The organism is Gordonia sp. NPDC003504 (genome assembly GCF_053587995.1).
This window is the reverse complement of record NZ_JBSFPC010000004.1, coordinates 1-14,156: the sequence shown is the minus strand read 5'-3', so window position 1 is coordinate 14,156 and position 14,156 is coordinate 1. Positions and strand designations below refer to the sequence as shown.

13 protein-coding genes and 2 pseudogenes are annotated in these 14,156 nt (G+C 65.2%); 12 read left to right on the top strand and 3 right to left on the bottom strand.

Features of this window, described 5'->3' with window-relative positions; genetic code table 11:
- Positions 1-61 precede the first annotated feature (61 nt).
- The 6 genes from ACWDPV_RS09560 (at position 62) to ACWDPV_RS09535 (ending at position 7,408) form a co-directional block, all read left to right on the top strand.
- Complete coding sequence (locus ACWDPV_RS09560) at positions 62-805, top strand: hypothetical protein (protein WP_348806885.1); 744 nt, start codon at positions 62-64, stop codon at positions 803-805.
- Positions 806-937: 132 nt separating this feature from the next.
- Positions 938-3,631: a hypothetical protein gene (locus ACWDPV_RS09555; RefSeq protein WP_449742754.1), complete on the top strand. Its 2,694-nt coding sequence runs from the start codon at positions 938-940 to the stop codon at positions 3,629-3,631.
- Complete coding sequence (locus tag ACWDPV_RS09550; RefSeq protein WP_449742753.1) at positions 3,615-4,517, top strand: DUF4132 domain-containing protein; 903 nt, start codon at positions 3,615-3,617, stop codon at positions 4,515-4,517. The genes ACWDPV_RS09555 and ACWDPV_RS09550 overlap by 17 nt, the downstream gene beginning before the upstream one ends.
- A 357-nt stretch (positions 4,518-4,874) precedes the next feature.
- A complete protein-coding gene (locus tag ACWDPV_RS09545; RefSeq protein ID WP_449742752.1) occupies positions 4,875-5,036 on the top strand; it encodes a hypothetical protein in 162 nt (53 codons plus the stop codon).
- Between the two features lie 371 nt (positions 5,037-5,407).
- Positions 5,408-6,772 carry a wax ester/triacylglycerol synthase domain-containing protein gene (locus tag ACWDPV_RS09540; RefSeq protein WP_449742751.1) on the top strand — a complete coding sequence of 455 codons (1,365 nt, stop codon included), beginning with the start codon at positions 5,408-5,410 and terminating at the stop codon, positions 6,770-6,772.
- A 69-nt stretch (positions 6,773-6,841) separates the two neighbouring features.
- A complete protein-coding gene (locus ACWDPV_RS09535) occupies positions 6,842-7,408 on the top strand; it encodes a dihydrofolate reductase family protein (RefSeq protein WP_449742750.1) in 567 nt (188 codons plus the stop codon).
- 7 nt (positions 7,409-7,415) lie between these two features.
- Here the strand turns inward: ACWDPV_RS09535 and ACWDPV_RS09530 are convergent, their stop codons facing one another.
- On the bottom strand, positions 7,416-7,862 hold the full coding sequence (locus ACWDPV_RS09530) for a nitroreductase family deazaflavin-dependent oxidoreductase (RefSeq protein ID WP_449742749.1): 447 nt from the start codon (positions 7,860-7,862) through the stop codon (positions 7,416-7,418).
- A 154-nt stretch (positions 7,863-8,016) separates the two neighbouring features.
- Between ACWDPV_RS09530 and ACWDPV_RS09525 the strand changes: the two genes are divergently transcribed.
- The 3 genes from ACWDPV_RS09525 (at position 8,017) to ACWDPV_RS09515 (ending at position 9,691) form a co-directional block, all read left to right on the top strand.
- Complete coding sequence (locus ACWDPV_RS09525; RefSeq protein ID WP_449742748.1) at positions 8,017-8,184, top strand: hypothetical protein; 168 nt, start codon at positions 8,017-8,019, stop codon at positions 8,182-8,184.
- A 61-nt stretch (positions 8,185-8,245) separates the two neighbouring features.
- Positions 8,246-8,866 (top strand): TetR family transcriptional regulator, encoded by a 621-nt coding sequence (locus tag ACWDPV_RS09520; RefSeq protein ID WP_449742747.1) that lies wholly within the window; start codon positions 8,246-8,248, stop codon positions 8,864-8,866.
- 3 nt (positions 8,867-8,869) lie between these two features.
- A complete protein-coding gene (locus ACWDPV_RS09515; RefSeq protein WP_449742746.1) occupies positions 8,870-9,691 on the top strand; it encodes a mycofactocin-coupled SDR family oxidoreductase in 822 nt (273 codons plus the stop codon).
- 23 nt (positions 9,692-9,714) lie between these two features.
- Here ACWDPV_RS09515 and ACWDPV_RS09510 read toward each other — a convergent pair whose 3' ends face one another.
- Both ACWDPV_RS09510 and ACWDPV_RS09505 read right to left on the bottom strand, forming a co-directional pair.
- On the bottom strand, positions 9,715-10,311 hold the full coding sequence (locus tag ACWDPV_RS09510; protein ID WP_449742745.1) for a hypothetical protein: 597 nt from the start codon (positions 10,309-10,311) through the stop codon (positions 9,715-9,717).
- Between the two features lie 93 nt (positions 10,312-10,404).
- Positions 10,405-11,835: pseudogene (locus ACWDPV_RS09505) on the bottom strand (alkaline phosphatase D family protein); the annotation flags it as partial.
- Between the two features lie 385 nt (positions 11,836-12,220).
- Here ACWDPV_RS09505 and ACWDPV_RS09500 point away from each other — a divergent pair.
- The 3 genes and pseudogenes from ACWDPV_RS09500 (at position 12,221) to ACWDPV_RS09490 (ending at position 14,064) form a co-directional block, all read left to right on the top strand.
- Positions 12,221-12,695: pseudogene (locus tag ACWDPV_RS09500) on the top strand (tyrosine-type recombinase/integrase).
- 3 nt (positions 12,696-12,698) lie between these two features.
- The gene (locus ACWDPV_RS09495) at positions 12,699-13,031 is read left to right on the top strand and encodes a helix-turn-helix domain-containing protein (RefSeq protein ID WP_449742744.1); all 333 of its coding nucleotides are present in this window, start codon (positions 12,699-12,701) and stop codon (positions 13,029-13,031) included.
- A 331-nt stretch (positions 13,032-13,362) separates the two neighbouring features.
- Positions 13,363-14,064, top strand: coding sequence for a hypothetical protein (locus ACWDPV_RS09490; RefSeq protein WP_449742743.1), 702 nt, complete (start codon positions 13,363-13,365; stop codon positions 14,062-14,064).
- Positions 14,065-14,156: the final 92 nt, after the last annotated feature.

Sequence of the window (14,156 nt, the reverse complement as noted above, 5' to 3'; positions counted from 1 at the left end):
ATAACCGGCGCGGCTGAAGACCTCGGTGCGCAGTGAGCGTCATGTACATGGAGGGTGGCCTGTGATCGCACCGATCGAGATCAAGACGAACATCGACACCGGGGTCGGCGAGGCGTTGCGGGTCCTGGGGTGTCCGCAGCGGCCCACGGAACGTCGCGACATCTGGTTTGCCGAAGCGCGGTCGACGGTCGAGCACACTCCTCTTCCGCTGCTGTCGAGCAATCTCATCATCAAGATGCGCAGCGGTGACCAGGATGACATCACGGTCCGGCTACGCCCGTGTCCGCCGGACCGACTGGTCGGCAAGTGGGTCGCCCCGTTCGCCGACGACAATCTGATGTACCGCCTCACCGGCGACTGGTGCGGCTCACATCGCGCGATGGCGGCGTCGGTGGTGAGTCGACGGAACCCCGGTTCGGTGGGAACCGCCGTTGCCGACGGGATCGATCCGGCACATCTCCTCGATTCTGCGCAGCGTCAGTTTCTCGTGACCTGCACACCCGCAGGCGTACCCATCGACCACCTGATGCGGCTGGGGCCGATCGACTCATCGCGATGGTCGGGGATATCGCTGGACGGGGTCGGGATCGAGGTAGAGCGTTGGGCCGTGCCCGAGGTGGATCTGCTCGAGATCTCCGCAATGGTGCAGCCACGACCGGGGGAGTCGGCGGGTGAGTTGGAAATGCGCTCTGCGACAATCCAATTGGCGATCCGAACAGCTCTGGACAACCGCGGTCTGATACCTTCACCGACCGATGTCAAGACCCGTCGGATGCTCTGTGCACTCGCTCGGTCACGTGCCTGAAACCCACGTCCGCGGGACGGGCCCGCGTCCACCGGCAGCTGATCGCGAGACGCTATGCCGTAGATCCGAGTCACCTGGTGACTCGGATCTACGGCGTTATTGCAGTCGACGCGGTCGGCTAGCATCGGTCCGGTGACTTGGGGAGCACGGCAGATCATCCAGTTCGGTGGCGTGTCGAACGAGCCAGTGCACGGCGCCTCACCGGCACGAGTGGTGGAGCTTCGGTCTGCGCTCCTCGGCGATCGGGTGATACGACGGATCGGCACCGCCGACGACGAGCACCTCGTCAACGGGGTGGAGGTCGCAGGTGACCGGGTGGTGGGCTACCAGGCACGCGGCATTGCCGGATACCCGGAGTGGGCATTGGCCCACCACCCCGATGACCGCGACGACATCCTCGCGGGTGCCAACCTGCTGCATTCGGCCAGTCCCTTCGAATGGCGCAAGTGGGAACGGGGTGCACCCCCCGCCGTGGTCGCGTTGGCAACCGAAGAGCGGGCCCGAGTACAGGACCCTGCGTGGGCCGGACACGGCGATGGCGGCCAGATGTCATATTTCACCGATGCTCGCGTCGGTGAGCGTTCGGCCGGAGTGGAACCAGATCTCCCGCGGCTTGTCGCCGCGTACCAGGAGTTTGCCTTGCGCGGCCAGCTGGACAGCGCGGACCTCTTACCCTTACGACGCAGCCTGACCGCCATGCCCGCGCCGGCCGATACGGATTCCTTCTGCGTAGATACCTTCTGCGCGGTACTGACGGCAATGGTCGGTAGTGGCTACGCCCCGCATGTGGGGATGCTCGCCGACATCGCTGAAGTGGCCGAACAATGCGGTATCGATCCGGACGACCATCTTGATCGGTTTCTGTTCGGCATTCTCGACCTCCCGGGAACCTGCGACGCCTCGTCACCGTTCTGGACACGGGTCGCGGACCGGGTGACCGCCGGCGTGGACGGCAACGAGCTCTGGGCCGAAGCGTTACTCCGGGTGCGCCCCCGACGAATCGGTCCGAGCGACTGGGCCGATTACCTCATCGCGGTCGGTGCCGACGCCGCTCTCCTCGATGGACGCGTCGACGCGGGTGAATGGCTGGCGGCCCAGACATACCGACTTCTCGACCGCGGCTTCGACGATGACACGGGAGGTGGCCTGGTGCGTCTCGTCGAGAAGGTCATCGCAGCCCGGGATTCTGGACGAATCGAGGTGCACCGGACAGTGGTGGGCACCCCATCGACCTGCGCCATATCGGCGGGACTCTATGACGCTCTTCTGGCGGCCGGGCTGGAGCTCGAAGGCCGCGTCACCGGGCTCACCGAACCGGCCACACATTTCGGACGCGACCTGCGTTTCTACGCGGCGACCCATAGTTTCACCGCAAACATCGACGGCACGGGCAGAGCGCTCATGCGGGCGGTGACCCGCGAGCCGGAGCTGTTGACCGCCGCGGGTGTCGCCGAACTCTGTCGTCGCTACACCAACGAACTCGCGAACCGTTTGACCACAACCGGTTCCGTTCGTCAGATCGTCGAGACCCTCGGCAAGGTTGCCCAGATTCCCGCACCGCTCATGAGCCGGGCGCTCGCCTCGGCGGTGGCCGCCCTTGCTCCCGTTTCCCTGCTGAGCCAAGCAATTCGATGCGGTCTCCCCTCGGAGTACGGGTGGACGATGTTCGAAGATCTGGTCGAGCCGACGCCCGCCCCAACCAGGCCGGGGACATTCGCATCCAGTCGATTCGATGACCGGGAAGCGATTCCGGCGTGGGCAGATGCCTGGCCGGCCGTCGGCGTCCGCAGCGGCAGTCGTTTCGTCTTCGTCGACGGCGATGACGTTGTCGCCGAATGTGCTGGCCTGCCCTGGAACTCACGCTTCCTCACTCGTGTCGATGGCGAGGTGGTGCAGACCGATGGCGATGTCGCCACATGGAGTCCGTCGGGGCGGCGGGCCCACGTGACCTACGACAGCCAATCTTTTGATGGCAATCGTCACGCCGCGAGTACGGGCGCGTCCTGGGTGATGCCGAACGGACGACGGGTTTGGTCGACGACATCGGTTGTCGCGCCGGATATGCCGGCTCTGGTGGTGCTGCGTGAGCCATTTCCCGTCCTCGTCGACGAGGAGGGAAACGCGTGGGTGGTACCGGAGTCGTCCGACGTGAACCGACATCAGTTCCGTCCATTCAGCGGAAGCGAACACCTGACGCCCCCGGACGTGATCGGACTCTTTCCGTCGGCACTGCCCGGCGAACGGTTACGCCCCGAGTACTGCACCGCCCGGCCGGTGACTCCCACGACCCGTCATTCGCCGGTCAATACACACAATGAGAGGCATTATCTGGCGGTGTTCTGCGACTCGACCGAACAACGCTGGCGGGTTGTGGAAGGTGACGGCACGTCGATCACCGTCGACCTACCGCGTCACATCACTCCGACGTCGGTGATGCGCGTTCCCGAGAGCGGGAGCCACCGGTGGGTTCTCACGGGTTCGCGCATCTACGACGCGGACGGTGGCGACCTGATCTGGGACACCCGCAAACTGGTTGACGGCGAATTATCCTATCGGGCAGCACAACCCGCCCACGAGTGGCTCTGCCACCTGCGGCCCATGTGGTGGCATCAGCTGACCGTGCGAGACTCCGTGACCTCAGATCGGATGCGCGGATTCACCGACGAGGACGCCCAGCAGCTACTGGCCGCCGGTGACGATCATCTGGGTCCCACGATCGAGCGGGTGCTGCCGGGTGCCCCCGTCCCCATCGTCGCGGACCTGACAGAGCTCGTGCACCAGGCCCGGGCGATCGCCGAACGGAGGTCGGATGTCCTCGAACGATGAGGTCAGCTCGAGCACCGGGGATTCTCTGTGGGTGACCGTCGGCGAGACAGAACTGTCCCTGAAGGACGGTGAGGTCGTGGCACGGCGGTTGGACGGCACCGCACTTCCCTCGGTACCGGAGGCCGTGTACGGCACACCCGAGTACACACAGCTGCGTGAACTGGGGGACCTGCTGGTGCGACACGACTCGCACTCCCACGCCGAGGTACAGCGATGGGTGAGTACCGGAATGCCGGTGCGCACACTACTTCTCGGTGAATTATGGCCGGACCCGACCTGGCGACGCTGGTTACGCAACCTGGCCGTCGTACCGATACGCGACGTCACGACACCAGTCGATGCCGACGACCCGCCATCCGCCGGATTTCTCCACCGCGTCGTACCCGACCCACATAGCGACGAGACCGCAGTGATCGAGGTGCTCACACCACTGGACACCATGGTGTCCGTACGGTGCGAGAACGTCGTGTTCCCCCATCCGGCAACACTGGGTGCGGAACTCGACCAGTTGCGACGCTTCGCCGAGGACACCGGTATCGAACAACCCGTCGAGCAGATTCACCGGATGACGTTTCGTTACCGCCCCGACGACCGGGCATATGTGAACCTCGACTTTCAGGGACGAGAATTCCGCGACAAGCATGCGGTGTCGGACGCCGCTCTCGCCCACGGTTTTCGCGTCCACGACGGTCGTGTGGTGACCAGGATCGTCGCGGACGGAGCGGTCTACGAGGCACATCTGCTGTTCGACGACGAGTACGGCGTCACCACCGACACTCTTAGGTGGCTCTGCCATGACGAGGTGGTTCGAATCCATCACCTGCCCGCTGCGGTCTACAGCGAAGGCGTCCGGATGGCGACGCTCGTCTGCGAGCGTGCCCGGTAGCGACGCGTACACCGGGGGCAGCCCGCATCCGAGGCCGAGAGCTGTGAGTACGGCCTATCCGGTGGTGAACTCCCGAATCGCCCCGGCAACCCCTTTCGGGTCGGTCAGATTCGCGAAGTGACTCTGCCCCGGGAAGACCACCGAGGTGGCATTCGGAATCGACGCCGGCCGGTCGCGACAAGGACATGGTCAACCGGGGTGGTGAGAAGGCCTCCGCCGAGGAGATGGAGAACGTCGCCTACCGACTTGCCGGCGTCGAGACGGCCGCTGCCATCGCCACGCCGGATCTGGTTCTCGGTGAACGGCTCTGCCGGTATCTGACGGTGGCTGTATCTGACGGAGGCCGAGGGACATTCGGTGTCACTCGACGATGTCAGCCGGTCGATGCAGGCCGCCGGGGTGGCACGGTTCAAGATCCCCGAACGTCGGGTCGTCGTCGACGAGATGCCCACCACCAAGATCGACAAGAAGACGATGCGGGACGACATTCGAATGCGGCTCGATCGCGACAAGGCATGATCTACCCGCGCGGGGAGCAGTTCCGGCTGATCAACCGACTCAACGGCTGCCGTGCGACTTGCCGGGCACCTGCCCGATTACCCTGCCCGATCACCCGGCCACGGTCGGCTTGCCGAGCGTGTTCATCGGTCGGCCGGTAGAGCGAACCGAGCGGTCGCCTCGTGGGTGGACACCGCGGCGGTCAACGTCAGCGGGTCGCGGTAACGCGCCGCGGTGAGCTACGCCCGGCCGGGTGGTGCGGGGCGGCGGTGCGAACCGGACGCGCACGCGTCAGCATCCGCGACGAAGCCGTGAACGTGGTGCCGGGACCATGCCAGCACATGTCAAAAGACTCTGCCGCTATGTGATGTCGACCGGGGATACTGGACGCTGTGAGCAGTAACAGCACCCGGATGACTCAATCGGACATGTTCTCCTGGCGGATGGAGCACAACCCGGTCCTGCGTTCCACGGTCGTCGTGGTTCTCCTGCTCGATGTCTCACCGGACTGGGACCGACTGGTCGCGACGGCCGAACGGGCAGCCCAGGTACTACCGGCGATGCGCCGCAAGCTGGTACCCGACGTGGGTCTCGCACCGCCCCGGTGGATCGAAGATCCGGATTTCGACCTCAGCTGGCACCTCCGTCGTCTCGCCGCCCCGCATCCCAAGGATCTGCGCGGGGTTCTCGAGGTGGCCCGGACCAAGGCCATGACCGCATTTGATCCGGCACGCCCGATGTGGGAGTACACGCTGCTCGACGGTCTCGAACGCGACGGGGCCGCGGCCGTGGTGATGAAGTTTCACCACTCGATGACCGACGGCGTCGGCGCGGTCCGCATCGCGGCGGAGATCATGGACTTCGAACGGTCCGGAACCCCACGGGAACCGGCGCCCGACAGCGTCGCCCGTGCCGCCGACCCGTCGATACTCGACACCGTCGGCTGGTACGCATCCTCGGCCACAGTGGTGGTGCGCGCGTCCGTGGTCGGGGCGGCACGTCTGGGCACCCGAATGCTCTTCCAACCGATCCGGGCGGTCCGCGATGTCGGGGTGACCCTCGCCTCGATCGCCCGCGTCGTCGAACCGGTGCTGCGCACGCAGTCGCCGGTGATGACCGAGCGCAGCACACGGCGCCACCTCGCGACCCTGAACGTTCCGGTCGACGGATTGGCGGCGGCCGCCGAGAAGGGCGGGGGAACCCTCAACGACGCCTTCCTCGCCGGCATCGTGCTCGGCATGCGTGAGTATCACCGCCGGCACGACTCGGATGTCGATCGTCTGCGGATCACCATGCCGGTCAACCTGCGGCCCGACGACGACGAGACGATCGGCGGCAACCAGATCACGTTGTTGCGCTTTGTGATTCCCTCCGACATTCCCGAACCCGCCAAGCTGATCGGTCGCATCCACGAGATCGTCGCCAACTGGCGGCTGGAACCGGCGGTCCCGCTGGCCCAGCCCATCGCCGGTGCCCTCAACGTGCTGCCGTCCGCCGCGGTCGGCGCGATGCTCGAACATGTCGACTTCCTCGCCTCCGACGTACCCGGTTCGCCCGTCCCGCTGTACATGGCGGGCGCCAAGATCATCAAGCAGTACGCCTTCGGCCCGACGATCGGGGCAGCGTTCAACGTGACGTTGCTGTCGTATGTGGGGGAGTGCTGCCTGGGCATCGACGTCGACGACGCCGCCGTCCCGGATCTCGATGTCCTCGTCGACAGTCTCGGCGTCGGGTTCGACGAGGTGTGCACCCCCTGAGCTCCACAATCGTGGTGTGACCAGCGTGGCGCCGCGATGAGTATCGCGCTCCGGTGCAGTCTGACTTTCATGGGCACACTCATCTACGGATTCACCGTGTCGGTCGACGGCTACATCGCCGATGCGCACGGAAACATCGACTGGTCCGATCCGAACGAGGAACTGCATCAGTATTGGAACGATTTCGAACGCGAGACCAGCCTGGCGTTCTACGGACGGCGAATCTACGACCTCATGGACGACTACTGGCCGACCGCCGACGACGACCCCGAGGCGTCAACCATCATCGTCGACTTCGCCCGCATCTGGCGCGCCATGCCCAAGGTGGTCTTCTCCCACACCCTGGAGTCCGTCGACTGGAACTCGCGCCTGGAACGCGGCGACCCAGTCGAGGTGGTCACCAGACTGAAGGCCGAGACCGACGGCCAGTTGGAGATCGCCGGCGCGACCCTGGCCGCACCGGTGATCCGGGCCGGACTGGTGGACGAGTATCGACTCGTGATCGCGCCCACGGCAATCGGCGGCGGTCTGCCGTTCTTTCCGATGCTGCCATCGTGGATGTCGTTGCGACTGTTGGAGAATCGCACCTTCCCGGGTGGCACCGTCCTGCTGCGCTACGCGGCACAGCGTGACTGACGTACCCTCACGCGCCTATCGGCACCAATTCGAAGACCGGGTGTCGATCCGCTTCGGCGGCGAATTTCTCCAGCGGCGCATCGGGTTTCGCGACGAAGTAATCGCGCGGCGGACCGGTGATCCGGAGATACTCCTTCAGGATCGGGGCGGCCTCCTCGGGTGCGGTGACCTCGCGCACCGCCCACTCCTGGTTCTCGCCGCGCCGGGTGATGCGTACCGTTCCGGCCGCGCGCGCATTGTGCACCCATCCGACGGGGCCGTAGGGCGCGACGAGCCATCGCGAGCCGTCTCGTTCGACGAGGCTGACCGGGTGACTGTGCTGTTTCCCGGTCTTCCGTCCGCGGGTGGTCATCATGTAGGTGTGCGGTACCAATCCCCACCGCACCGGCACGGGCATTACCTTCTCGCCGACCCTGCGTATCGGCGTCATGCGGAATCTCTTGACCTCATCCATGCTCCGATTGTCGCGCCCACCCGAACAGGAAGGGTAGAGACGTTGGACTCGAACTCCGGACATTCAGTGCTTCGCCGTACCGGAGACATCGGTGAGATCGACGGAGATGACGAGTTCGGCAGTTCATGGCGACCACGTTCGGTATGAATGGTGGATGACCCCCAAAGAGACCGACCCACACACCGAGGACACAGGCACCGGGCCGGAAGGCGCGGATTCCGACGTGCAATCAGATCCCGCTTCCGGCGAGACATCCGGAGACTGGACCGGCGAGGGCGGCGCGACCGACGATGGCCCCGCCACCGACACCGACACCGACTGACAATTCGGGGCATCTTCTGCCTTGATGGCAGTTTCTGCCACCAGTTGCTAGGGTGTGGGACATGGGCACCGTCCCCACCTTGCGTGAACAACGTCAGCAGCAGACGTCGGTCGACATCTCCGACGCCGCGTTGGACCTGTTTGCCCGGCGCGGCTACACGGCGACCACCATCCCCGAGATCGCCGCGGCCGCACACGTTTCGGTACGCACATTCCATCGCTATTTCCCCACCAAGGAAGATGTGATCGCCCCGGCACTTGACGCCGGCTGGCGATCCTACGTCGACGCCTTCGCGGCGCGCCCGGACGAGGAGAACCTCATCGACGGGCTGGTCGGCGCACTGCAGACGGCGCTCGACGAACCATCCGGCCGGCGCCACCGCACCTTCCTGCGGACACTCCCGACGTCACCGGCGCTCGCATCCGCGTGGCTCAGCGTGCACGACCGTTGTTGTGACGCACTACTCCCCGTGCTCGCCGGACGCATCGACCTCGACCCGGCCGACCTGCGCGCACAATTCGCCGCCGCCTGCGTCGTGACCGCCAACCGACTGGCCGTCGAGAGCTGGGCCCGAGATCCACAGGTGGCGATCGACGACACGGTGCGGAACCTACTGTCCGCTGCCGGGCCAATTATCAACCCGGCGACCGGCAGTCGTCGGTCCGCCAGACGAAAGGTGTAAACAATGACAAGCGCAGGACGAGTGGCGGGCAAGGTCGCCTTCATCACCGGAGCAGCGCGCGGCCAGGGGCGGGCCGAGGCCGTCGCGCTGGCCGAGGAGGGCGCGGACGTCATTCTCTGTGACGTCTGTGCACCCCCCACCGACACCGACTATCCGGCCGCCACCCCGGAGGATCTGGCCGAAACCGTTGCGCTCGTGGAGAAGACCGGACGTAGCGCAGTGCACGCCGAGGTCGACGTCCGCGATCTCGACGGCATGGTCGAGCTGGTGACGCGTGGTGTCGATCAACTGGGACGCCTCGACATCGTGGTGGCGAACGCCGGGGTCGTCAGCTGGGGACGATTCTGGGAGATGTCGGTAGACCGGTGGCGCGACATGATCGACATCAACCTCACCGGCGTGTTCAACACGCTGCGCGCCGCCGCGCCGACCATGATCGACCTCGGTAACGGCGGATCGATCATCGCGACCAGTTCCGTGGCCGGCATCAAGTCACTGCCCGGCCAAAGTCATTACAGCGCAGCCAAACACGGCGTCGTCGGGCTGGTCAAGTCGGCCGCGATCGAGTTGGCGCCCTACCGGATCCGCGTCAACTCGATACACCCGTGGGGCGTCAACACCCCGATGGGCTCCCAAGGCCCTGAAGGTACGACGGTGTTCACGGACAATCCTTCCTACGCTGCGGCCATGGGGCAGTACTGGTTCGATCCGCCGATCTCGGAGCCCGAGGACATCGCCAACGCCGTACTCTTCCTGGCCGGTGACGAGTCACGGACGATCACCGGGATTCAGCTCCCCGTCGATCACGGGGCGAGCAAGATCTGACTCACCCCCGCGGACGAGTGACGTCAGGCAGGTTCCAGAGAGCGCGTGGCCTTCGCCAACGCCGCGAGGGTCCGCAGGACCGACTCACGTTTCGCACTCAGGTCCGACACCTTGGCCTTGCCGCTGAGACCTGGATCGTTCTGCGCGACGGTGAGGCGTTCCTCGATCTCGGCGAGTTGCGCCAGCAGCTTCTCGGCCCGATGCTCGAGTTCTGCGCGGTCCGGCCCGGAAACGTTCGAGGATCGAACCGTCGCCGACGCGGCGGTCCGCGCCGGGCTAGCGCTCGTCCTTCCCGCAGGCTGAGTTCGCCCGGCCGAGCCAGTGGCGACCACGCCACGCTGCCCGGATCGGGACTTTCCACGCCGTGACGGCTCGGTGCGGGTACGGGTCAGCTCCGCCCGCGCCTCGCGAGCCGCGACACGGTGCGCGCGCTCCTCCTCGTCGTCGGACTCCAACGACCCACCCAACGGCCGCAGACCATAGAAGTCGACGAACTCGCGAGCCTCGGCGATGGTCTGTTCGGAGGTCCGGCAACGTGCGCATCGCGGTTCGTTGCGGAAGTAGGCGAGGTCGTCGGTCGACGAGCACCACACGCATTCACGCAGGGTGATGTCATTCATAGGAGCGTCGGCAGTGGGGAGAGGCACGGGCGAACAGAGTACGCCACAGCGTATTTCGTGACGCAGGGGGGTGGTTGAGCACGTGAGAGACGGTCACCGAGCATCCGAGGCATCGGTGGTGAGCGCGACATCGGAGATCGTGCGAAGTGTGCCGTCGTCTCCGGGTTGCTCGAACACCGCCCGTGCCGAACGTCCGAGGAAGCCGGCGGTCGCGATGGTGTTTCCGAAGATCGGGCCGTTGACCTTGGTCCAGGACATCGGCAGCGGGGGAGCGCCGGCGTGCCGGGCCCACCGACGGGTCCCACGCGCCAGGAGGGTTGACCAGCCCACGATGAACATCGGTTTGACGTACGGCGGTACCACGTTGTGTACCGGGGAGCAGACGAGTTGGTACACGGCCGAATGCACCGGTTCGCCGAAGTCGACGCGCGCGGCGTAGCTGTGGTGGACATCGCCGGACAGGACGGTGATGGTCGACGGTGCGACGGGCCGCGACGCGCTGCTGCGGATGAGCCTGGTGAGTCGCTCGAAGGACTGGCTGAAGGCGGGCCAGTGTTCGAGGTCGGCACCCTGGCGGATCCGCTCGGCCAACCGACCACGCCACCCGGACCGGTGCGCGGCGATCTCGTTCACCATCTCGACGTCACCGAGAACCGGAGGCAGCAGCCACGGCAGAGACGTTGCGATCATCAGGTGATCGACCGCTTCCGGCGAGTCGGTCAGCTGGGCTTCGAACCACTCGAATTCTCCGTCGCTCAACATCTTTCGGTCACCCTCGGCGAGAATCCGGCCGTTACGGGAATCGACGACGATCAGTCGGGCACGCCCCAGGTCCCAACGGAAGCTGAACCGAAGGCCTTTGCGCCCATCGGATTCGGTGTCGGCGCGGTCGGCGAGGTCGACCAACCGCGACCAGCAGTCCCCGTCGATGTCGATGACGTCCTGATAGTCGGGGTCGATGGCGAGGACAGCCGGATCGAGGTTTCCGATATGTTGAAACACTCAGTACGACACCAGACCCGCCCGAATCCGTTCGCGCCACCACGGTTGCCGGTTGATCTGTTCCTGCCACGCGGCCGACGTGTTCCAGTCGTCTCGGATGTCGTGGTCGTCGAAGATCATCGCCGTCGGCACGGTCGAGAGAATCCACCGGATCTCCGGATCGCCCCACGTGTGCCGGTAGAGACTGGCGTACTCGTCGAAGCCGACCACCTCGTCGTCGGGGAGGTCGGTGCTGGATCGCCGCCCGGCCAGATTGCGACGGGCGCGGGGAGTCAGCTCGTCGGCGTACACCTGATCACCGAGCAGGAGCAGTGCATCCGGCCACTGCTCATGAGGCAGGCCGGCAAGGCGGGTCGCATAGGAGTCGAGTGCGTCGATCCCCAGCTTCTCGTCGAGGTTCGGGTCGTCGGTCCGAGGAAACCGGCATGAACCGAACACCACACGGTTTCTGGTGGCGGATGCGGGACCGCGCGTCCGGATGACGCTGGGCGGGAACTCGGAGTCGGGTTCCGGCCACACCCTGCTTGAACACGTCCCTCTTCCAAGCCGATAAGATACATTATGTCAAGTAAAAGCGTTAATGTTGCAGCAGATGCAGACAGGCCCTCCTACCCCCGGCTGACGCTCTTGTTATCGGCGTTGGCCTGGTGACCTGCGGTTATGGGCGTGTGGGCGTGTCGGCATCTGGTCGGTCTGCGGTCGCTGCTGGGTGATATTCGGTGCCGCTGTCCTGGTGAGTGTGTCTGAGCGGCTTAGGGATTGACGTCCTGTCTGCATTGGATGCATGATATGAGCATCTGATGCAGCCGTTTCGGGAGGTTTGTCTGTGACCGTTGACGAGTCTGGGCGCTTGGTGCTGGTCCCTGGTGTGCGGTATCTGGGTGGCGAGGATGCGGTGTTCGCGGAGATGCTGGACGGGTGGCGCAATCAGCAGTTGTCACGGAATTTGTCGTTCGGGACGATAGAGAAGCGCGTGAAGCTGGTGTCTCGGTTTGCCGATTATGCCAACGAGTATCCGTGGCAGTGGTCGCCGGCGGTGGTCGACGAGTTCTTCGGAGATCTGCGCAGCGTGCGTCATATCCGCCAGACTTCGGTGCGTAGCTATCAGACGTCGTTGCGTCTGTTCTGCGATTACGTGTCGTCGTCTGAGTACGGGTGGCTTGGATATGCATTCGTTTCGGCGGTCGTACACCACGCATTTGATTGAGGCCGGCGTGGATCAGAAGTTCGTTCAGGACCAGCTGGGCCACGAGTATGCCTCGACCACAGGTATCTACGACTGCACGTCGACCGATTACCGGCAACGCACCCTGCGTCGGGCTTTGGACTCAACGATGCGGGATGCGATGAATACCGGTGATGACACCGAGGAGGACGACTAGCTGATGGCCGCACGATCCGTGGACTACCGCTGGCGGCTGGCCGAGTTGATGGCAGCTGCGGGCATGCACAACAGTACGGATCTGGTTCCGCTGCTGCGTGAGCGAGGTATCGATCTGTCAGCCTCGCAGATCTACCGGTTGGTCTCGGGCCAACCCGAACGGGTGTCACTGCAGGTGATGGCCGCTATTTGTGATGTATTTGCCTGTACCCCAGCTGATCTGGTCACCGTGACCGCCGCCGACGCCCGCCGCAAGAAGACAGCGACGACCGCTAACGTCGTCGATCTCAGCCGCAGCGCGCGGCCCAAGCGGGCCCGGGTGATCCGTGATGACTGATCACCCGGGCGCGGGCGGTCGGCGCGCACGAGGGCGGCCCAAGCGGACCACCGGCGACTGCCGCTGTGACCGGTGTGGCCGGGTCATGGGAAAACCGCGGGTGCATTGGCCTGGCGAATGGGTGTGCAACAGCTGTTTTTATGAGGCGATGCGCACGTTCGGGCACTGTCCGCTGTGTGGTCACCAGGGGGTACTGCCCGCGCGTGCGTCGGGCGACGATAGCCGGCCGGTCTGTCTGGAATGCGGGGGTATCGATCCGGCGCGATACCGCTGCCGCACCTGTGCCCATGAGGGCGAGATCTACCGGCGGGGACACTGCGCCCGGTGCGCAATGCGAGAAGACCTCGAGCAGCTCGCGCCCGCCGCAGACAATGCGATACGGACGGGTGTGATCGCGGCCCTGACGCAGGCACAGCGCCCGGAAAGCATGTTGACCTGGATGCGCAGCGCGCAGGTCCGCGAGCTCCTGGCCGGCCTGATGACCGGGGCGATCCCCTGCACGCACGAGGGGCTCGACGGACTCGGAGGGTCCAAGACAACCGAACACATACGGTCGATCCTCGAACAGCACGATCTGTTGGCGCGTCGAGATCACTACCTGGCCCTGTTCGAGAGGTGGCTGACCGCCAAAGAGCCCGCGGCAGATACCCCGGAAACGTGGTCGATCGTTTACCGTTTCGCCACGTGGCATCACTTGCGCCGCATCCGTGCCCGCTCGGCTCCTGGTCAATCCAGCGAAGGGGCCGTCCGCACCGCGAAGCAGGAAATCACCGAGGTCGTCAAGTTCCTCAACTGGCTCGGCGGCACCCACGCCCGCACCGCCGAGACCGCCACCCAGCACGACGTCGACCAGTATCTGCATTCGGGCCCGACCACACGGTATTGCATCCGCACGTTCTTCGTGTGGTGCCGAGCGATGCGGACCAACACCGACGTCGAGGTCGAACACCGTTACGCCAGAACGCGGCCCACCCTGAGCGATGATCAACGGCTGCAGTGGATTCGCACGCTCATGACAGGCGATGCCACCTGAATCGCCCCGGGTTTGTCGGAGGCTCTCGAATCTGTGAAGGATGGAGAGTATGGCAGCACCACGGAAGTACAGCGTTGAGCTGAAGGAGCGGG

Coding starts and splice junctions, on each gene's coding strand:
- ACWDPV_RS09550 (WP_449742753.1), top strand. CDS start 3,615: ATGTCCTCGAACGATGAGGTCAGCTCGAGCACCGGGGATTCTCTGTGG.
- ACWDPV_RS09535 (WP_449742750.1), top strand. CDS start 6,842: ATGGGCACACTCATCTACGGATTCACCGTGTCGGTCGACGGCTACATC.
- ACWDPV_RS09530 (WP_449742749.1), bottom strand. CDS start 7,862: ATGGATGAGGTCAAGAGATTCCGCATGACGCCGATACGCAGGGTCGGC.
- ACWDPV_RS09525 (WP_449742748.1), top strand. CDS start 8,017: ATGACCCCCAAAGAGACCGACCCACACACCGAGGACACAGGCACCGGG.
- ACWDPV_RS09520 (WP_449742747.1), top strand. CDS start 8,246: ATGGGCACCGTCCCCACCTTGCGTGAACAACGTCAGCAGCAGACGTCG.
- ACWDPV_RS09515 (WP_449742746.1), top strand. CDS start 8,870: ATGACAAGCGCAGGACGAGTGGCGGGCAAGGTCGCCTTCATCACCGGA.
- ACWDPV_RS09510 (WP_449742745.1), bottom strand. CDS start 10,311: ATGAATGACATCACCCTGCGTGAATGCGTGTGGTGCTCGTCGACCGAC.
- ACWDPV_RS09495 (WP_449742744.1), top strand. CDS start 12,699: ATGGCCGCACGATCCGTGGACTACCGCTGGCGGCTGGCCGAGTTGATG.
- ACWDPV_RS09490 (WP_449742743.1), top strand. CDS start 13,363: ATGCGAGAAGACCTCGAGCAGCTCGCGCCCGCCGCAGACAATGCGATA.